Origin of the sequence: Muricauda sp. SCSIO 64092 (genome assembly GCF_023016285.1) — a bacterium.
Classification (GTDB): Bacteria; Bacteroidota; Bacteroidia; order Flavobacteriales; family Flavobacteriaceae; genus Croceivirga.
On sequence record NZ_CP095413.1, the window covers coordinates 5,416,614 to 5,437,090 of the forward strand.

Sequence of the window (20,477 nt, forward strand, 5' to 3'; positions counted from 1 at the left end):
GAGCGCAAATGGTATCGAGAATAGATTTACCATATTTGTTCCCGATACAATTCCAATCCCGATAGCTATCGGGTCGGAATTACTCGAACTGACATTAGTGTTCGATTCTTCGGCTCAAAAATACCCTACTCCTTTTCAAAAGACAACAGGGTAGTGTAAAAATCTTGGTAAATCGCATTGGCATCAATGCTTTTGTAAAAGGTAATTGGACGTTTACCACTATCACGGGAAGTGGTAATACGTTCTGTTTCAGCAAAATTGGGATTGATGTATGCCGCGACCAATGCCAAATCCCACAATACCCTACTTTTTCGGGAACCGTCCAAATGTCCGTCCCAACGTTTTAGTAAAAACCGCCCTATATCATAGTTTCCAATTTCCCTGGAAAGATCTTTATATGCAATTTCCATGGCAACGGCCACACTTACGGGCATAATGGAAAGCTTAACCTCTGAATCCAATAGATAATCCAAAGCAAATGGATCCATCATGGGGTTGAAATCATTTCGTTTTAAGACTCCGGAATTAAAATCCATTGTTGTTCCCAACCAATATACATTCAGTTTTTTGGCAATTTCGGGTTCAATTAACACAGCGGAGGCGACATTGGTCAATGCGCCCAAAGCCAGAATGGTAATTTGTTCATTTGCCTTGGCCTGTTTTATGATTTCGTAGGCGGCCGCAGAATGTTGGGCACGATCCCCCCAATCGTACATACGTGCCATTGCGCCGCGAAGGGTTTTTACCTCCAATCCCAATTCGCCCAATAGTTGCTGATTCAATCGATGACTGTTCTCCATGGAACGCGGTTCGGCCCAATGGCTGGTTTGCCAGTGGGCAGCATTTAAGGCCGTAACTTCAACCTTGGGCTCCAGTAAAATTCTGACAAGGGCGTACAGATCGTCGACTTCATTGCCCGTATCGGCATCTACAATGACCTGCCGTTTTTGCGCATGCCCAAAAAGCATTCCCAACAGCACAAAAAAAAGAACGGGGTATCGCATGAATTAGGTGTATTTTCCTAAAAATACCTGAAAACATTTACAAAACCACAACATAACCCTACTTCTTTTTTAGTTCCCAAAACCGTATTTTTGCAGCTTTGCTGTGACTCAATGATAAATTACGAGGAAAACATCGAGGTTAAGGGCGCTCGCGTGCACAACCTCAAAAATATCGATGTCACCATACCCCGTGAAAAGTTGGTGGTCATTACCGGACTTTCCGGTAGCGGAAAATCTTCCTTGGCCTTTGACACCATTTATGCCGAAGGACAACGCCGTTACATCGAAACGTTTTCGGCCTATGCCAGACAATTCTTAGGGGGATTGGAACGCCCGGATGTGGACAAAATTGATGGACTCTCCCCCGTAATTGCCATTGAGCAAAAGACTACTTCAAAATCACCCCGTTCCACCGTAGGGACCATTACCGAGGTGTACGATTTTCTTCGCCTTCTTTTTGCCCGCGCAAGTGACGCCTATAGCTACAATACGGGTGAAAAAATGGTCAGCTATAGTGATGAACAGATAAAGCAGTTGATCGTACAGGCATACGAGGGCAAAAAAATCAATGTCCTGGCACCGGTAATCAAATCCCGTAAAGGGCATTATCGCGAGCTTTTTGAGCAAATCGGCAAGCAGGGTTTTGTTAAGGCCAGAGTGGATGGGGAAATCCTGGATATTGTCAAGGGGTTGAAGGTGGACCGCTATAAAACGCACGATATCGAAATTGTTATTGATCGACTGAAGATCACAGCAGGTGAAGAGTTGGACAAGCGCTTGACCGAAACCATAAATACGGCCATGTACAGTGGCAATAACGTACTTATGATCCTGGAAGAGGGGGAATCCGAGCCACGTTATTTTAGTAGGGATTTGATGTGTCCCAGTACGGGTATCTCCTACCCCACACCGGAACCCAACACGTTCTCCTTCAACTCCCCAAAGGGAATGTGCCCTGAATGCAATGGACTCGGCCATGTATATGAAGTGAACGAGGAAAAAATATTTCCCAATAAAAAACTGTCCATAAAAGCCGGCGGTATCGCCCCATTGGGGGAATACAAACGCTCCTGGGCCTTTAAACAGTTGGAAACCATTGGCCAACGTTATGGTTTTGACCTGGAAACACCCATTGAAAAAATTCCTGCCGAAGCCATGGACGTCATTCTCAATGGTGGTAAGGAAAGTTTTTCCGTGAATTCCAAAACACTGGGGGTGAGAAGGGAATACAGTATTGATTACGAGGGTATTTCCAATTTTATAAAAAATCAGTTTGAAGAGGCCAATTCCACTTCAATAAAACGATGGGCAAAGGAATATATGGACAAGATCTGTTGCCCCAGTTGCGAAGGCTCAAGATTGCGCAAAGAATCCCTCTACTTTAAAATCCAGGGCAAGAATATTGCAGAATTGGCGCAGATGGATATTGCCGAATTGGCTGCCTTCTTCAATACCCTGAACAATACATTGGAAGGTAACCAAAAGAAAATCGCCGAGGAAATAGTCAAGGAAATTAACGCCAGGATTGGATTTCTGCTCGATGTAGGTTTGGATTACCTCTCCTTGAATCGGGGTTCCAAAACCCTATCCGGAGGAGAGGCGCAACGCATCCGTTTGGCCACGCAGATCGGCTCCCAATTGGTTGGGGTACTTTACATCTTGGATGAACCCAGTATTGGACTGCACCAAAGGGACAACGCACGTTTGATCCAGAGCTTGCAGTCGCTCAGAAATATTGGCAATTCGGTTATCGTTGTAGAACATGACCGGGATATGATAGAAGCTGCGGACCATGTAATTGACATTGGGCCTAAAGCCGGAAAACACGGTGGCGAAATCATTTCGGAAGGCCCACCCGAGGAATTGACCTCCCATCATACCCTAACAGCGGATTATATTACTGGGGAAAGGGAAATTGAAGTACCGTCAAAACGCAGGAAAGGGACCGGTAAAAAGATTACCCTTTCAGGTTGTACGGGAAACAACTTAAAGAATATAAGTGTTGATTTTCCCTTGGGCAAAATGATTGGTGTGACCGGGGTCTCCGGCAGTGGAAAATCCACCTTGATCAATGAGACGCTCTATCCAATCATGAACGCCCATTATTTTAATGGTGTTAAAAAACCCATGCCCTACAAAAAGATTACCGGCCTGGAACATATCGATAAGGTAATCGATATCAACCAATCCCCCATAGGACGTACACCGCGTTCCAATCCAGCTACCTATACGGGTGTATTTAGTGAAATACGCTCCTTGTTTTCAAAGACCACTGAGGCCACCATTAGGGGATACAAACCAGGACGGTTCAGCTTTAATGTCCAAGGAGGACGATGTGAAACCTGCCAGGGTGGTGGATTGAAAATCATTGAAATGAATTTCCTCCCCGATGTTTATGTGGAATGTGAAACTTGCAACGGCAAGCGTTTTAATCGGGAAACCCTGGAGATTCGTTACAAAGGCAAGTCCATTGCCGATGTTTTGGAAATGACGATTGACGAAGCCGTGGATTTTTTTGAAAACATTCCTAAAATCCATCGAAAACTAAAGACCATTAAGGATGTAGGTCTGGGCTATATTTCATTGGGACAGCAATCCACCACATTGTCCGGTGGGGAGGCCCAGCGCGTAAAACTGGCCACGGAACTGTCCAAAAGGGATACGGGCAATACCTTTTACATTTTGGACGAACCTACTACAGGCCTGCATTTTGAGGACATCCGTGTTTTGATGGAAGTATTGAATAAGTTGGTCGACAAAGGCAATACCGTCCTTGTCATAGAACACAATATGGATGTCATTAAAATGATGGACCATATTATTGATATTGGTTACGAAGGAGGACGTGGCGGTGGTATGGTCGTTGCCAAAGGAACACCGGAACAGGTAATTAAAAATGGAAAGGGTTACACTGCCCAATTTTTGAAGAAAGAATTGGAAAACTCCAATAAAAAAATAGCCAAAGCCGTTTATACAGAATAGTATGAGAAAAGAACAGCACCATAAAGGCTGGAACGAAATCAAAACCAATGATTCGTGGGCCATTTTTAAGATAATGGGTGAATTTGTCAATGGGTTTGAACGGATGAGCCTCATAGGTCCCTGCGTGTCCATTTTTGGTTCAGCAAGGATACGCCCTGGCGATACCTACTATGAACTGGCAGTGAATGTAGCCAGGCGTATTGCAGAATCGGGATACGGCGTTATCACCGGAGGTGGTCCGGGTATCATGGAAGCAGGTAATAAGGGAGCGAATATGGCCGGGGGAACTTCTGTGGGCCTAAACATCGATCTTCCTTTTGAACAACATGATAATCCCTTTATTGATTCCGATAAAAGTTTGGATTTTGACTATTTCTTTGTCCGAAAGGTAATGTTTGTGAAGTACAGTCAAGGTTTTGTGGTCATGCCAGGTGGTTTTGGGACTTTGGATGAGCTTTTTGAGGCGATGACATTGATCCAAACCAACAAAATACACACTTTTCCCATCATTTTGGTTGGTACCGAATTCTGGAGTGGCCTGCTGGACTGGATTAAAAGTACCATGCTGGAAGCAGGAAACATTAGCGCCCACGACATGGATCTGATTCGGCTTGTGGATACGGAAGATGAAGTGGTTGAAATTATAGATGCCTTTTACAAGGGCAATACCTTAAGTCCCAATTTTTAAACCCGTAAGCGCTCTTGAAAGTTCCCTTTGTCCATTACACCTTGTTTTTAGCGATTGTCCTGTATGGTTTACCAGGACATGCCCAGCATAAAAATAGGGTCACGGCCACTTTACGGGGAGAGGACCACACCATTACCATCAGTCAACAGTTTTCCTATACCAACCAATCCCAGACAGGATTGAATGTTTTGTATTTCAATGATTGGAACCATTCGTATTCCAGCAAAAAAACAGCGCTTGCCAAAAGGTTTGGCGAAGAGTTCAATAGGAGTCTTCACCTGGCCAAGGATAAGAACAGGGGCTTCACGGAAATCACGAGTATAGTTGATAAGGACTACCGGGGATTGGAATGGGAAAGAACCGAGGAAAGGGAAATTATTAGGGTGACCCTTGCCGAAACCCTGGAGCCAGGGGCATCAATCGATTTGTTTTTTACCTATGATGTGGATTTGCCCAGTAGCCGCTATACCGATTATGGCCATGGCTATATGGGGGGATATTATTTACGGGATTGGTACCTTACCCCAGCAGTTTTTGATAAAGAGTGGAAACTCTATGCCAATAAGGACTTGAATGACCTGAATACCGAAATTACCGATACGGAAATACGATTAAATTTTCCAAAGGGATTACATCTGGCCACCAATTATGAAGTGGTCACGCTTACCAATATTTCTATAAGCAACCATGCCTATCTCACGGCAAAAAATCGAAAGAATTGCCAGATTGTGCTTACACCGGAAAAGCGGTTTACAACCCATGCCACATCCTTCCTAACGGTAACTACCGATATAGAAGCTTCAAAATACGATAAGACCTCACAGGGCATCTCCATTGATAGGGTGGCAAACTTTATCGAAAGGAATTTGGGGCACTATCCCCATAAGAACCTATTGGTGGCCGAAGTGGATTATGCCAGAAACCCCTTATATGGATTGGGACTATTGCCCAGTTTTATAAGGCCCTATCGTGAGCAGTTCCAATTTGAGATGAAATTCCTCAAAACGGCTTTGTACAATTTTGTGGAAGAGACCTTGTTTTTGGATGAGCGCAAGGAGCGATGGGTTCATGATGGAATTGTCAATTACCTCATGATCAAGTACGTTGATGAATATTATCCCGATCAAAAGTTTACCGGAAAACTATCCAAGGTATGGGGCTTTCGTTCCTACAATCTGGCCCAAATGCATTTTAATGAGCAATATTACCTTTTGCAAATGACGTCTGTAAGACGAAATGATCATCAGCCGCTCTCTACCCCCAACGATTCCCTAACACGCTGGAACCAGAAGATTGCCAACCGCTATAAGGCCGGGCTCGGTTTGGCCTATCTTGGTGAATATATAGGTTATGAACATGTGGACAACAGTATTACCGAGTTTTTTGAGGAATTTAAACTAAAGCCACATGTCAATGCATTGGACATGGAACGTATCCTTAAAAAGAGATCGGAAAAAGATATCAACTGGTTTTTTGATGAGTATGTCGCCCTCCGTAATAATATTGACTTTAAAATCAAAAAAGTATCAAAAACGGAGGATTCCATTTCCTTCACCATTAAAAATAAAACGGGCAGTAAGGTCCCCATATCACTTTTTGGACTCCAAAAAGATTCCATCGTTTCAAAATACTGGTTTACGGGCATCGACACCACCAGTAGTTTTACGGTTCCCAACAACGGTGAAAACCGGTTGGTGCTGAATTACGACAAAAAAATTCCTGAGGTAAACCAGGACAATAACTGGAAGAGTCTCAACGGTTTTTTTTCCAGCAATAAAAAATTACAGTTCCGTTTTTTTAAGGACACCGAAAACCCCTATTACAACCAATTGTTTTACGTGCCCGAATTTAAATTTAATGTCAACGATGGCCTGTCTGCCGGGGTTAGTTTAAACAACAGGCCTTTTATCTTAAGACCTTTCTCTTTTGACATTAAGCCGAGGTATGCCACAAAAGAAAGATCCATAGTCGGTAGTGCAAACCTTACCAAGCGGCAGTTTTTCAATGAGGGAAAGTTGAATTTCATCAGTTATTCCCTTAGTGGCGGAACTTCTTTTTTTGATGAAAGATCCCGATTTACCACCATTACCCCTTCCATAAACTTTGTTTGGCGTCCTGAGGATTTTATTTCCAATCGGAGGCAATTTATGTTTTTTAGGGTGCGAAATGTATTTCGGAACATTGACGAAAACATTATTGACCAAATCGATACCGAACCCGATTTTACGGTCTTTAACCTACGTTACGGAGATATCGACAACAATATTCTCCGGTTTCGTTCATGGATTGTTGATGCTCAGGTAGCAGGGGATTTTTCAAAAGTGTCCTTTGAATGGGAACAACGTACCCTGTTCGACAATAATCGCCAATTGAATTTACGACTCTATGCCGGAAAATTCATTACCAACAATTCGAACTCTGATTTTTTTAGTTTTGCCCTAGATCGTCCAACGGATTATTTATTTGACCTACCCTATCTCAACAGATCTCAAAATGCCACAGGCTTTACCAGTCAGCAATTCATTTTGGCGGAAGGGGGATTCAAATCCATTTTTGACGATCGTTTTGGCAATGATTGGATACTTACGGGGAATCTTAGCTTTAACCTTTGGCAATGGCTGGAGTTATATGGGGACATTGGAGGTATAAAGGATCAGGATGAACGGGCAAGATTCAAGTATGGCTATGGGGTGCGTTTGAATTTGGTAACGGACTTTTTTGAACTGTATTTTCCCATTTATTCCAACAACGGTTACGAAATTGCACAGCCCAATTATGGGGAACGTATCCGATTTGTAGTTACGGTAAGTCCAAGAATACTAACGGGACTGTTTACAAGACGATGGTTTTAATTGCGAAATCAACAATATTTCCTTCACAAAGGAAGCTTTAATTGTTATTTTCTTCTTTTAAAGCGCCATTTTTTGCTATTTTAAGAATAAAATATGACAAAAGTCGTTTTTTTAAAAGCGCTCTTTTTGATATTTTTGCACCAAATTCCTAACTAGATGAAAACTGACCCTAAAACAAGCAATGACATTTCGTTTGAGGATTTTAAAGATCAAATCTTAAATGATTACAGGATTGCCGTTGTGAGTAGGGAATGCAGTCTCCTGGGCCGTAGGGAGGTTTTGACCGGAAAGGCAAAATTTGGGATTTTTGGAGATGGTAAGGAGTTGCCACAGTTGGCAATGGCCAGGGCTTTTAGGGACGGTGATTTTAGAAGTGGTTATTACAGGGACCAAACATTTATGATGGCTTTGGGCTATTTGGGGCCAAAAGAATTCTTTCATGGATTGTATGCCACTACGGATTTGAACAAAGATCCCATGAGTGCCGGTCGCCAAATGGGAGGACATTTTGTGACACACAGTCTTAACGAAGATGGGACATGGAAGGATTTGACCAAACAAAAGAACAGTAGTGCGGACATCTCCTGTACCGCTGGACAGATGCCCCGTTTATTAGGTTTGGCCCAAGCCTCCAAAATATATAGGGAGGTTCCGGAAATTGACCCAACCAATTTCTCCAATAACGGGAATGAAGTTGCTTGGGGAACCATAGGAAATGCCAGTACCAGTGAAGGGCACTTTTTTGAGACCTTAAACGCTGCAGGAGTTATGCAGGTACCCATGGTCATCAGTATTTGGGACGATGAATATGGGATATCCGTACCCCAGGAGTTCCATACCATAAAAAGTGATATTTCCGAAGCATTGAGTGGATTCCAAAAAACCGATACAAAAAATGGGTTTGAACTTATAAAAGTACCTGGTTGGGATTATACGGCATTGATACATGCCTATGAAAATGCATCGGATAGTGCAAGGGAATCCCATATCCCCGTATTAATACACGTAACCGAGCTTACCCAACCCCAGGGGCATTCAACTTCGGGCTCCCACGAACGATATAAAAGTGCCGAGCGCCTTGAATGGGAACGCGAAAATGACTGCAATAAACGGTTCCGGGAATGGATTATCCAAAACAACATCGCCGGAGAGGAGACCTTAAAGAATATTGAGAAGTCCTGTAAACAGGAGGTAAGAAATGCCAAGAAGGAAGCATGGGCCGAGTTCCTATCCCCCAATCTTACCGAGAAAAGGAGGGTTATAGGGCTTTTGGAAAACCTGGCAGCTTTCAGCCCCAATAAATCGTTTATCAATAAGGTCAAAAATGATCTCATTGCCATAGATGAACCTATTAAAAGGGATTTGGTTTCCCATGCTAGAAAGTCTTTGCGATATGTCATTGGGGAGGAAAACGAATCCAAAAAAGCACTGCAGGCCTGGGTAAATGGTTACCTTACGAAAACACAACCAAAATACAGTTCACATCTTTATAGTGAACTCCCAAGCAATGCCACCAAAATACCCGAAGTCAAACCCGTTTACGCAGAAAATGGGGAAACAGTTGATGGAAGAATCATCCTCAGGGACAATTTCGACAAACTTTTTGAAAAATATCCCAAAGCCCTTGTTTTTGGGGAGGATACCGGAAATATTGGGGACGTAAACCAAGGACTGGAAGGTTTGCAAAACAAATATGGAAAATTACGCATCGCAGATACTGGAATACGGGAGACCACCATTGTCGGACAGGGCATCGGAATGGCCCTTCGGGGATTAAGGCCCATTGCGGAAATTCAATATTTGGACTACATCCTTTATGCCATTCAAACCTTGAGCGATGACCTGGCGACCCTTCACTACCGAACGGTAGGTAAGCAAATGGCCCCATTGATTATCCGTACCCGGGGACATCGATTGGAAGGTATCTGGCACTCCGGGTCCCCAATGGGTGGATTGGTTCATTTGTTGCGTGGGATGCATATCCTGGTTCCAAGAAACATGACCAAAGCTGCTGGTTTTTACAATACCCTTATGCAGGGTAATGAGCCTGCCCTGGTTATTGAAAGCTTAAATGGATATCGCTTAAAAGAACCAAAACCTACCAACCTTGGGAAATTCCGTACACCAATAGGTGTTGTGGAAACCGTTAAGGAAGGAACCGATATTACCTTGGTGTCCTACGGCTCCACATTGCGAATGGTACTTAAAGTGGCCAAGGAGCTTTTGGAAGTTGGTATTGATGCTGAAGTCATTGATGCCCAATCACTGCTTCCTTTTGATATTCATCACGACGTGGTAAAAAGTATTCAGAAGACCAATAGGTTATTGGTCATTGATGAGGACGTTCCCGGAGGTGGGTCCGCTTACCTGTTGCAGGAAATTGTGGAAAAACAAGGCGCCTATCACTATCTGGACAGTGCACCGCAAACCTTATCCGCCAAAGCGCATCGTCCCGCCTATGCCACGGATGGTGATTATTTTTCAAAACCCAACGAAGAGGATATTTTTGAAAAGGTGTATGCCATTATGCACGAAGCGCAACCGAATGATTATCCAAGTTTGAGATAAAAGATTTCATTCCTTGGGGCCAGCACAGTTCGCGACTTGTGATTTTAAAAGTTATCAAAAATAAAATCACAATTTGCAATATAGCTTCTGTCACCTCCTTTATTGCCTTACAGTGAACTACCAGCACTTGAGCAGGAGTTACATTTCCCTAAAAGTCCTTTCTGTTTTCTGAAGTAATCCATACTTGCCGACTAAAACTCAAAGCATTCTTGTTGCAAAAAACATCAAGCCAATGTAACGTGACAATGCTTACGAAGCAAGAGATCGGAGGGTAATGGTACCTGTAGCTGGTATTCAATATTCCAAAGCATACAAAAAGCCCTGGAGCCACATGGTAGCTTTAATAAACCCAACATTTATCCATTGGAAAACCAGATAGATTTAAAGTTCTTCAAGGTTTTTATCCCAGTAAAGTTGGAACGGAATAGTGTTAAAGTGGTTACAAACACTTAAAAAAAGGGGGCAAACCCATTGTGCCTATTGATGAAATATAAAAAACAAAAGATATTTATCCCTTACTGTGCAAGACACAAGCAGTGAGCATTGATAGCGAAGGACTTGAACCAATCCTGACCAAAAAACAACTGAAATTAAAATGATACAAAGAATTATAACAACCCCATTTCAAAAATTTGTTAAAGCGGAGAGTTTAGCAGGGATCTTGCTTTTTGGAACAACCATAATTGCCCTTATCTGGGCAAATTCACCTTATGGCGGGTATTATGAAGGTTTATGGAAACAAACCATCGGAATTTCTATTCAAAACTTTGAGTTAAAGAAACCATTGATTCTTTGGATAAATGATGGATTAATGTCGATCTATTTCTTTGTAATAGGTTTGGAACTAAAAAGGGAACTACTTATTGGAGAGCTCAATAAAGTAAAAAAGGTAATCTTTCCTTTTATTGCTGCATTAGGTGGTATTATAGTGCCTGTTGGTTTGTATTTTGTTTTAAATCAAGACCCCGAAACAGAAAAAGGTTGGGCAATTTCAATGGCTACCGATATCGCTTTTGCACTGGCATTTTTAAGCACATTGGGTAAACGCATTCCAATTAGCCTTAAAGTATTTCTAATTGCTTTTGCCATTATAGATGATATAGCGGCCGTTCTCGTTATTGCCTTATTTTATAGTGTAAATGTAAGTTGGAGCTATGTTCTATTTGGCCTTCTGCTGATAACGCTTTTGGCCATTCTTTACCATACAAAAAGGTATTCTTTTGCCATAGGAATAGTTTTGGCAATCATTATTTGGTTCCTATTTTTGAAATCCGGTGTTCATCCTACAATTGCTGGGGTTCTTCTTGCTTTTACCATTCCATTAAAAAGAAAGATCAATATGAAGTTATATTCAGTTCAACTCAGTATTATTTCAAAAAAATTAATGAGTGTTTCAAATAGTGGAAAAAAACATTTGTTGAGTAAAACTGAAATAAATTATATAGATAATTTGGACAACCTGACTTTTGAAGTTCGTTCACCTTTACAGTATCTGGAACACAAACTGCACAGTTTGATAGCTTATTTTATCCTGCCAATTTTTGCCTTTGCCAATGCAGGGGTTTTTATTAGTTTGGACAGTGATTTTAACTTCTCCTTATTGATCAATATTGCCATTAGTTTATTTGTTGGAAAGATGATTGGGGTTGCTCTTTTTTCGTATCTCGGAAACAAGCTTGGAATCATTGAACTACCTGCCGGAGTCAATTACAAGCAAATATTAGGAATTTCCGCTATTGCGGGCATTGGATTTACCATGTCAATTTTTATAGGCAATTTGGCCTTTTACGGAGATTCAGTGAATATAAATTCAGCAAAAATTGGAATTATTATTGGGTCTATCACTTCTGCGATGGTCGGATACACCATTTTGAGACTAACGAGTTCCAATAAATAAACTAAAGTATCATACAAAACTCATTTACCCAGAAGTTCGTCACCCACGCGAATTATAAGGTTAGGACATAACGATTTCCCCCTTTGCTTATTATAGTGAATACTTTACCCTAGACCTCTCGCTACCGGCCAGTTTGTAACTTATGGTCCAGGATAACCCAAGTTATAAAAAGCTATACCTTTTAGTCTCTACCCATGCACATCGCGGACAGCCAGGTTGCGCTAAGGGGTCAATTACCCAAGTTTGGGATAAAAAAATCTCCCCATCACCATTTCCATGCCATAACGTAGGGGAGACTTTTTGGGTCGTTAGTTCTTTAGGTCCGATCCCTGATCCGTCATTGCCGGCACTGTTGGATTGCCATCGGCATCGATTTCAATGATTTCATCAAAACCGAGTTCATCCAGTTTGGAAATGATCTTGGCCCGGTCCCCCACCATGAACCAATTCACTTCTTCAGGTTTTACCACTTTTTTACTTACTTCCTTGATATCGTTCAAAGACAGTTCCCGTACACTTTTATCATACGTTTGATAATAGTCGTTGGGCAGGTTATACCTGACCATATTCCTTACGGAACTGTTTACGGAGCTGTTGGTTTCCCACTGTCCGGGAAGCTTCAATACCTGATTGGTCTTTACTTTATCCAATTCGTCCTGTGTGGGGGGTCTGGAGGTTAAAAAATCCCCGATTTCCTTTCGCAATTCGGTAACGGACTCTGCTGTTTTATCCGTTTGTACCGGAGCGTAAAGAATAAATGGACGTTCTTCCTTGGAACCCAGGACAAAACCACCTGCACCATAAGACCAGTGTTTGTCCTCACGTAAATTCATGTTGATACGGGAGGTGAAATCCCCACCAAGAATGCTCACCATTTGCTCCAAGGCAACCTCTGACAGGCCTCCGTATTTATCCGTTAAATGTCCCGCTATGATAACCGATTGCTGGGATTCCGGACGATTCATTAAATAAAGGGTGTTCCTACTATTGGTCTTTGGTGGGGTAAAGGTTACCTGGGGAACCTCTCCCCTTTTCCATTTCCCCAGTGATTTTTGAAGCTTTGCCTTCAGCATATCCATGGAAACATCCCCTGTAACAATGAGAGTGGAGTTGTTGGGCTTGATCCAAGTATCATAAAATTGAACAATATCATCCCTTGTGAGCTTCCCCACGGTTTCCTCATACCCCGTTCCGGTGTATGGTGAGCTGTACGGATGTCCTTCGCCGTATAGGTACTTGTTCATGACCCTCAGGGCCATAGCCACAGGCTGGGATTTTTCCTGCCTAATATCATTGATCTGCTCGTTCTTTAACCTATCAAATTCCTTAGCTGGGAACTCAGGATTAAGGACTACATCCGCAAATAGATCTAAACTTGCATCCAAGCTCTGTTTTAAAGTGGACATGTAGACATTGGATTGGTCCTGATTGGAAAACGTATTTAGGGATGCACCCAATAATTGTAGTGTTTCATTGATCTGCAAGGAGTTCTTTTCCCTGGTACCTTCATCCATAAGGTTCATGGCCAATTCTGCCGTCCCAGGACTGGATAAATGATCGGTTTTATAGCCCGCATCGGTCACCAAATTGATAATTACCGTGGGCACACCTGTTCTTTGCGCCAAAACAACTTCCAAGCCATTGGATAAAGTCGTACGTTGGAGGTCCGGAAATTTGGAGCTTTTCTGTGGTCCCAATTCCGGTAGTTTGCTCCTATCTACCGTGGATTGTTCCACATCGTATTCCGGAAAGGGCTTGCAGACTAAAATATGCTTGCCTTTGGTCAACCACTTTTTTGCAGTATTTTTCAAATCCGCTACCGTGGCTTCCTCAACATATTTTAGTTGGGTTTTATAATAGGAAGCATCCCCATGATAGGTCTGGTTGGATGCCAAGATATCGGATACCCCGCCAAATCCTCCAATACGCTCCAATCCTTTGATAAAGTTGGCGAAATAATCTGCCTTTACCCTTTTCAACTCTGCTTCCGTAGGACCTTCTTCAATAAACTTGGCAATCTCCTCCCAAAGTTGTTTTTCCAGTTTTTTGGCATCCTCCCCAGGCTTAACATTAAGATAGGCAATGAATCTACTGGCAATTTCACTGGAAGCTTGAAACGATACTGCTGCGCTGGCCGACTGGTCCTCGTATACAAACTTTTTGTACAAACGGGAATTCTTTCCATTGGTCAAAATAGCCGAGATCAAATCAAAATGAAGATCCTCCTGTGAACCGTACTGTGGAGTGTTCCATGTAAATAAGACCCTTGTTTCGGGTACTCTGTCCTCATATACCTGATACGAATCATAAACCTTATTGGGAATATTGACTTCCTGGCGCTCCACGGTCGGTCCTGATGGGATATCACCAAAATACGTAATCACCTTTTGATAAACTTCATCGGGATTTACATCACCCGCAATGGCCAATACGGCATTGGCCGCTCCATAATATGACTTGAACCATTCCTGTACATCTTCCAAAGAAGCCGCATTCAGGTCTTCCATTTCCCCAATGACCGTCCAGGAATAGGGATGGCCTTTAGGATACATTGCCTTGGTCAAATAATCCCATTGCATTCCATAAGGATTGTTCTCCCCTTGACGCTTTTCATTCTGTACCACACCTCGTTGCTCATCCAGTTTTGCCTGGTCGATAGCACCCAGCAGGTGTCCCATTCGGTCAGATTCCAAAAATAGTACCTGGTCCAAAGCAGCTATGGGAACATTTTGGAAGTAATTGGTCCTATCATTATTGGTAGTTCCGTTAAGATCCGTGGCACCAATACGTTCCAGCGCTTGAAAATAATCGGTGTTGTAATTTTCACTACCATTGAACATCAGATGTTCAAATAAATGCGCAAACCCACTCTTTCCCAGTTTTTCGTTTTTGGAACCCACATGATACCATACGTTAATTGCAGCAATTGGCGCTTTATGGTCTTCATGGACCAGTAGGGTAAGGCCATTTTTTAAGGTGTATTTCTTGTAGGGAATTTCAATATCATCTGCTTTAAACTGAAAGTCTTGTGCCCATAATCCATTGACACAAAGAAAGGTCAATACCAATATGCAAAGTAATTTTCTCATTTTGAAGGGTTTTAGATTGTAATTTGATTGATAAACTTTACTAATACAAGATAACAAATTGTTACTTACAGTGCTCGTTTCGGTTAAAAATATAAGAAGCCAATAAAAAGGAATAATGTCTATTTTTAACGAAAAAATAGTTCGTGTTTTTAACGTTTCCGGATTTCAATATTTGGAGTACTCCCCTGCTCTTACTTACAATACAAGGACTTATTTTTGCTTTTCTACTCTTACAACGTTACCTGAAAAATGGAAACATCTCGGACCTGTTCCTATTTTCCATTCTAGTGATTACTTGTTACCATCAAACCTGTTATACTGTTGGTTTTATGGGATGGTACGATACATTTAGGAACACCAAGATCAATTATGCCCTGATCACACTATCGGTAGCTATTGCACCACTGATCTATCTTTATGTGAAATCGGTGACCATGTCCGCATTTCAATTTAGAAAAAAGGATTGGCTCCACTTCATCCCTGCGTTCAGCATCATAGTCTACAGAATCATCATTTATACCTATGACGCGAGTCAGAGTGGGTTTTCCGAAATCCAAAACGGCTACCTGAAAATTCATTTGGACGAAGCTTTTGTACTACCCTTATATGATGTTTTTGGCTACTTCCAGAACTTCCTTTATTTGGCTTTTACGTTTCAGCTTTTCTATTTCTATCGAAAAAAGATCAAGGAATACTTTTCCAATATCTACAAATTGGAACTCAACTGGATCCTCTCCTTTTTAATCTTGTATTCCATTCTTTATTTCTATGGGTTTGTCCAGACATTGGTTGCGGAGTTTGTCATGGAACTCAACTATATGCAGCGATGGTGGATGGTACTTCTTACGGGAGTGGTCATTGTCTACGTGGGCATAAAGGGCTATTTTACGGATACCACCAAACTTAAAAAGCTGAATTTCAGCTTTGCCCCTACCCGTGTAAGTATTCCAGAAGCGCCAAGCCCCAGTTCAAAAGGTGTTACTGAGGAGGCCGTTACCCAGTTGAAAACACTTATGGAAGCCCAAAAGCCATATTTGAACCCAGAACTGAACCTTGCGGACCTATCCGAATTGGCAAATATGAATAGGGCACAACTTTCGGAAACCATCAATAGCGGTTTTGGAAAGAACTTCAACGATTTTATAAATCAATATCGAATTGATGAATTCAAAAAAATGCTGGAAGCGAACAAACAAAACAAACTATCCCTCCTTGGAATGGCCTTTGAATGTGGGTTCAACAGCAAAGCGACCTTTAACAGGGTATTTAAAAAAATAACCCAGCTCTCCCCCACTGACTATCTGAAAACCACGGTTTAGATATATTTTTCAATTGATCTAAGACGTCTCAAATCGTATTTGATACCTATTCAGTATGATTTGAAACGTAGAAATGGCAGACATTTTTGAGTTTTGACCTGTTCAATAAAAACTAAAAATGTCATGAAAAAAGCAATTCAAATTATTTTACACCCCATTACCCAAAAGCATTGGTCAGGGGATCTCATGTTTGCCGTACCACGTTTTATCTGTGGCCTACTTCTTGCTGTGGATTTTGGCGCTTCAAAATTTGGTATGCCCTGGACTGCAGATAGTCAGAACCTTAACTTATTTGAAGTTGCCGCCTGGTTTCCAAAGGATGTCGCTGAATACGGTGGAATATTTGCCGTTTCACCCATATTTTTTGCTTGGATGGGAGCTTTTAGTGAAGCCGTTGGTGGCCTATTTCTTGCCTTTGGGTTAAAAACAAGGGTTTCTGCCTTTCTTATCATGTGTACCATGCTGGTTGCCATATTCCTTCAAAAATGGGGTCAAGGTACCTGGGGAATGTTGCCCGCAATGGGATTTCTCTGGATAGCCATTTTTCATTTCTATTTAGGTTCAGGACGATTTGGATTGGACTACCTATTAAGCAAAAAACTATATAAACTTTAAACTATGAAATCAATGACCAAAAGGGTAATAATGCTAACATCCCTTACCCTGCTTTTCGCCTGTGTACAAGAAGAACATCTTAAAACCATAACCTTTACAGTGGATATGTCCGGCATGGAAAATATAGGAAATGTAGGGATTAGGGGGCAGTTTACAAATCCACCCTGGCAAGTGACCCTTCCCATGACAGATCGGAACGGGGATGGGATTTATGAGCTAACGCTCTCCGAAACGACGGCACAATCCTCGGTAGCATTCAAATTCGTCAACCAGGACAATATATTCGAATTGGACTGTAAGCCCAATCGTACCATTCAATTTGAATATAAACCGGAGACCCTGGAATACCATGCAATCTTTAATGTTGAAGGTGGAGATCAAAAAAGTATAAAACCCTAATAGGGCACAAAAGTTTATCCTTAAGAATCAATAGATCCAATGCTATACCACCATTGGATATGACCGGAAATTTTGGCGGGGGAAGTAATTCATTCAAAAATTTTAGATTTGCATAAATTAATTTCCCCCACAAATGAAAAGTAGTTTTCTAACTAACATTGGTCTTGCCCTTTTACGAATAGCACCTTCATTAATGTTAATGACCCACGGATATCCCAAACTGCAAAAGTTGATTTCCGGTAATTTGGAATTTGCCAATCCCCTGGGTATTGGCGAGGGACCATCACTTTTTTTGACGGTAATTGGTGAGTTCATAGCTCCGATACTATTGATCTTTGGATATAAGACCCGATTTGCCGCCATTCCGGCATTATTGACCATGTTGGTGGCCGGTTTTGTTGTCCATGGTCCCGATCCCTTTGGCAAAAAGGAACTGGCCTTGCTTTATGCTACCTGCTTTGTCACCATAATTTTCTTGGGACCAGGGAAATACAGTGTGGACAGAAAATAGGTCAATAGATAAGGCCCAATAATTCCTTTAACAGGTCGTCCTGCGAAATATTCTGGGCGCCCAATCCCTTTCCCTTTAAATCCAGTTCCCTAAGGCCCGAAATGATCTTGCTTACCCTTTTCATGGGGTAGTTTTTTGCGGCTATTTGATACTCCCCAATAAAATAGGGGTTTATCCCCAGACTTTGGGAAACCGATTTTGAGGAATGGTCGTTCAAGCCATGGTATTGCAACAACTGTGAAAAAAAGGTATGTAGCAATGTCACGGTAACTACAAATGGATTGTCCTTTGGGTTTTGCGAAAAATACCGGACGATATGACTGGTCTTGGAAAGATCTCGTTCCGCAATGGCCTTTTTTAACTCAAAATTGTTGTAATCCTTGCTTATCCCAATGTGTTTTTCAATAAGTTCCGGGGTAATCTCCTGGCCCTTTTCAATGGACAGGTACAACTTTTGTAACTCATTGTCAATTTTGCTTAGATCGGTTCCCAGATATTCCACCAACATGGCCGAGGATTTGGGGGAAATTCCATATCCCTTCCCGGAAAGCACCCTGCGGATCCAGTCGGCAACCTGATTTTCGTACAATTTTTTGCTTTCAAACAAAACTCCCGATTGGACAACGGATTTGTACAACTTCTTCCTCTTGTCCAGTTTTTTATACTTGTAACACACCACCAAGACCGTGGTGGGTTGAAGGTTTTGACAGTAGGAAGCCAACTGCTCTATATTTCGGGACAGGTGTTGCGCCTCCTTTACGATCAAAACCTGGTATTCGGCCATCATGGGGAATCGCTTGGCATGTGATATGATCTCATCCACGGAAGTCTCTTTTCCATAAACCACCATTTGGTTGAATCCACGTTCTTCTTCCGTAAGGACGTTTTGGGCAATAAAATCGGCTATCTTATCAATATAGTAGGGCTCATCCCCCATCAAAAAGTATATGGGTTTAATATCCCCTGCCTTTATGGCCGATACTATCTGTTTTACTTCTTTCATTATGAAAAAAACTTCACTTTTGCCTTATGGAACGTCTTAATTTCCCCAAATTCAACTTTAGGGTTAAAAATACCGAAAATCAACTTCGGATATTTGACATTGTACGTAAAAAGTTTGTGGTCCTTCATCCCGAAGAATGGGTCAGGCAACATGTAGTCCACTATCTTTCAACCATTAAAAAATACCCCTTGGGACATATCAATATCGAAAAACAGTTACTGCTCCATGGGCTAAGAAAGCGATACGATGTGATTGTCTTTAATACCGATGGTTCCATTGAGATCCTAGTGGAATGTAAATCCCCAAAAGTATCCATAACCCAAAATACTTTTGACCAAATGGCAAGGTACAATTTAAGGGCAAATTCCAAATACCTCATGGTCACCAATGGTTTGGAGCACTATTACTGTAGGATGGACATGGAAAATGAAAAATATCGATTTCTAAAGGATATTCCTGATTTTAGCCGTTAATTTGCAGCCGTCTTGAGGGTAGCTATCGCGATACTGAACTGGAACGGGGCCGAACTGTTGAAACGGTTCCTCCCGAGTGTTTTGGAATTTTCCGAAGGTGCCGATATCTATGTTATAGACAATGCCTCCACCGATGATTCGATCAGTGTGCTCAAAGAGAGGTTTCCAGAGGTGCATGTGATCCAAAATGACAAAAACCATGGATTCGCCGGAGGGTATAATCTTGGTCTCAAATCCATAGACGCCGATATTTATTGTCTGTTAAACTCTGATGTTAAGGTAACCAAAAACTGGTTGCCCCCGGTTTTGGAACAATTTAAAAACAACCGGGACCTCGCCATAGCCCAGCCCAAAATCCTGGATTTGAACAACCCGACCTATTTTGAGTATGCCGGGGCAGCGGGAGGCTTTATTGACAAGTTGGGCTATCCCTTTTGCAGGGGACGTATTTTCCAGGCATTGGAAAAAGACCTGGGACAGTACAACGACATCAAGGAGGTTTTCTGGGCAACCGGAGCCTGTATGTTTATTAGAAGTGCTGTTTTTAAGGAGCTCCAAGGTTTTGATGATGATTATTTTGCGCATCAAGAAGAGATCGATCTTTGTTGGCGGGCAAAAAACAATGGACATGCCGTGTATTATGTTGGCCACAGTGAGGTGTTCCATATGGGAGGTTTTACATTAGAGAACTCCAATCCTTATAAAACCTTTCTAAACTTTAGAAATTCCCTGTATACCATCACCAAAAACCTGCCGGCTAAATCCGCTTATCCCATTTTATTTTTCCGTTTGGTGCTGGATGGCATCGCAGCACTTCGTTTTTTGGCCCAATTTAGGGCAAGGCACACATTTGCCATTCTTAAAGCGCACCTGAGTTTTTATCGCAACTTTTCAATGATTTACCGAAAAAGGGAAAAGACTAATTTTTTGATAAAATACTATCCCGTGAAATCTATAGTATGGTCACACTTCGTACATCAGGTTAACAACTATAACATTTTAGTAAAAGATTAACGATAGAGAAATTTTGCCCAATCCGTTTTTATCTAATTTTGGCGGAATAATTAGGAAAAATCG

14 protein-coding genes are annotated in these 20,477 nt (G+C 41.9%); 11 read left to right on the top strand and 3 right to left on the bottom strand.

Going from position 1 to position 20,477, the window contains the following annotated elements; genetic code table 11:
* Nucleotides 1-125 precede the first annotated feature (125 nt).
* A complete protein-coding gene (locus L0P88_RS22630) occupies nucleotides 126-1,004 on the bottom strand; it encodes a nucleoside hydrolase (RefSeq protein WP_247132226.1) in 879 nt (292 codons plus the stop codon).
* 111 nt (nucleotides 1,005-1,115) lie between these two features.
* On the opposite strand from L0P88_RS22630, the gene uvrA reads away from it, so the two are divergent.
* From uvrA to nhaA, 5 genes are all read left to right on the top strand, one after another.
* Entirely contained in the window at nucleotides 1,116-3,986 is a 2,871-nt protein-coding gene (gene uvrA / locus L0P88_RS22635) for an excinuclease ABC subunit UvrA (protein ID WP_247134916.1), read from the top strand.
* A gap of 1 nt (nucleotide 3,987) precedes the next feature.
* The gene (locus L0P88_RS22640; RefSeq protein WP_158778862.1) at nucleotides 3,988-4,674 is read left to right on the top strand and encodes a TIGR00730 family Rossman fold protein; all 687 of its coding nucleotides are present in this window, start codon (nucleotides 3,988-3,990) and stop codon (nucleotides 4,672-4,674) included.
* Nucleotides 4,675-4,688: 14 nt separating this feature from the next.
* Nucleotides 4,689-7,526, top strand: a complete 2,838-nt coding sequence (locus tag L0P88_RS22645) for a metalloprotease (protein WP_247132228.1) — start codon at nucleotides 4,689-4,691, stop codon at nucleotides 7,524-7,526.
* A gap of 156 nt (nucleotides 7,527-7,682) precedes the next feature.
* Nucleotides 7,683-10,094: a thiamine pyrophosphate-dependent enzyme gene (locus tag L0P88_RS22650; protein ID WP_247132230.1), complete on the top strand. Its 2,412-nt coding sequence runs from the start codon at nucleotides 7,683-7,685 to the stop codon at nucleotides 10,092-10,094.
* Between the two features lie 595 nt (nucleotides 10,095-10,689).
* On the top strand, nucleotides 10,690-11,991 hold the full coding sequence (gene nhaA / locus L0P88_RS22655) for a Na+/H+ antiporter NhaA (RefSeq protein ID WP_247132232.1): 1,302 nt from the start codon (nucleotides 10,690-10,692) through the stop codon (nucleotides 11,989-11,991).
* A gap of 308 nt (nucleotides 11,992-12,299) precedes the next feature.
* On the opposite strand, the gene L0P88_RS22660 is transcribed toward nhaA, so the two are convergent.
* Entirely contained in the window at nucleotides 12,300-15,080 is a 2,781-nt protein-coding gene (locus tag L0P88_RS22660) for a M16 family metallopeptidase (RefSeq protein WP_247132233.1), read from the bottom strand.
* Between the two features lie 143 nt (nucleotides 15,081-15,223).
* On the opposite strand from L0P88_RS22660, the gene L0P88_RS22665 reads away from it, so the two are divergent.
* From L0P88_RS22665 to L0P88_RS22680, 4 genes are all read left to right on the top strand, one after another.
* Entirely contained in the window at nucleotides 15,224-16,399 is a 1,176-nt protein-coding gene (locus L0P88_RS22665; protein WP_247132234.1) for a helix-turn-helix domain-containing protein, read from the top strand.
* A 123-nt stretch (nucleotides 16,400-16,522) separates the two neighbouring features.
* Nucleotides 16,523-17,014: a DoxX family protein gene (locus L0P88_RS22670; protein WP_247132235.1), complete on the top strand. Its 492-nt coding sequence runs from the start codon at nucleotides 16,523-16,525 to the stop codon at nucleotides 17,012-17,014.
* A 30-nt stretch (nucleotides 17,015-17,044) separates the two neighbouring features.
* Nucleotides 17,045-17,413 (top strand): hypothetical protein, encoded by a 369-nt coding sequence (locus L0P88_RS22675; protein ID WP_247132236.1) that lies wholly within the window; start codon nucleotides 17,045-17,047, stop codon nucleotides 17,411-17,413.
* Between the two features lie 133 nt (nucleotides 17,414-17,546).
* Nucleotides 17,547-17,924, top strand: coding sequence for a DoxX family protein (locus L0P88_RS22680; protein WP_247132237.1), 378 nt, complete (start codon nucleotides 17,547-17,549; stop codon nucleotides 17,922-17,924).
* Between the two features lies 1 nt (nucleotide 17,925).
* Here the strand turns inward: L0P88_RS22680 and holA are convergent, their stop codons facing one another.
* The gene (gene holA / locus L0P88_RS22685; RefSeq protein WP_247132239.1) at nucleotides 17,926-18,927 is read right to left on the bottom strand and encodes a DNA polymerase III subunit delta; all 1,002 of its coding nucleotides are present in this window, start codon (nucleotides 18,925-18,927) and stop codon (nucleotides 17,926-17,928) included.
* Between the two features lie 26 nt (nucleotides 18,928-18,953).
* On the opposite strand from holA, the gene L0P88_RS22690 reads away from it, so the two are divergent.
* Complete coding sequence (locus L0P88_RS22690) at nucleotides 18,954-19,400, top strand: type I restriction enzyme HsdR N-terminal domain-containing protein (protein ID WP_247132241.1); 447 nt, start codon at nucleotides 18,954-18,956, stop codon at nucleotides 19,398-19,400.
* Between the two features lie 12 nt (nucleotides 19,401-19,412).
* Nucleotides 19,413-20,414 (top strand): glycosyltransferase family 2 protein, encoded by a 1,002-nt coding sequence (locus L0P88_RS22695; RefSeq protein WP_247132243.1) that lies wholly within the window; start codon nucleotides 19,413-19,415, stop codon nucleotides 20,412-20,414.
* Nucleotides 20,415-20,477 lie beyond the last annotated feature (63 nt).

Excerpts from the sequence above, each read along its gene's own strand:
- L0P88_RS22630 (WP_247132226.1), bottom strand. The coding sequence starts at position 1,004 with ATGCGATACCCCGTTCTTTTTTTTGTGCTGTTGGGAATGCTTTTTGGG.
- L0P88_RS22670 (WP_247132235.1), top strand. The coding sequence starts at position 16,523 with ATGAAAAAAGCAATTCAAATTATTTTACACCCCATTACCCAAAAGCAT.
- nhaA (WP_247132232.1), top strand. The coding sequence starts at position 10,690 with ATGATACAAAGAATTATAACAACCCCATTTCAAAAATTTGTTAAAGCG.
- L0P88_RS22690 (WP_247132241.1), top strand. The coding sequence starts at position 18,954 with ATGGAACGTCTTAATTTCCCCAAATTCAACTTTAGGGTTAAAAATACC.
- L0P88_RS22650 (WP_247132230.1), top strand. The coding sequence starts at position 7,683 with ATGAAAACTGACCCTAAAACAAGCAATGACATTTCGTTTGAGGATTTT.
- uvrA (WP_247134916.1), top strand. The coding sequence starts at position 1,116 with ATGATAAATTACGAGGAAAACATCGAGGTTAAGGGCGCTCGCGTGCAC.
- L0P88_RS22680 (WP_247132237.1), top strand. The coding sequence starts at position 17,547 with ATGAAAAGTAGTTTTCTAACTAACATTGGTCTTGCCCTTTTACGAATA.
- L0P88_RS22640 (WP_158778862.1), top strand. The coding sequence starts at position 3,988 with ATGAGAAAAGAACAGCACCATAAAGGCTGGAACGAAATCAAAACCAAT.
- L0P88_RS22675 (WP_247132236.1), top strand. The coding sequence starts at position 17,045 with ATGCTAACATCCCTTACCCTGCTTTTCGCCTGTGTACAAGAAGAACAT.
- L0P88_RS22660 (WP_247132233.1), bottom strand. The coding sequence starts at position 15,080 with ATGAGAAAATTACTTTGCATATTGGTATTGACCTTTCTTTGTGTCAAT.
- holA (WP_247132239.1), bottom strand. The coding sequence starts at position 18,927 with ATGAAAGAAGTAAAACAGATAGTATCGGCCATAAAGGCAGGGGATATT.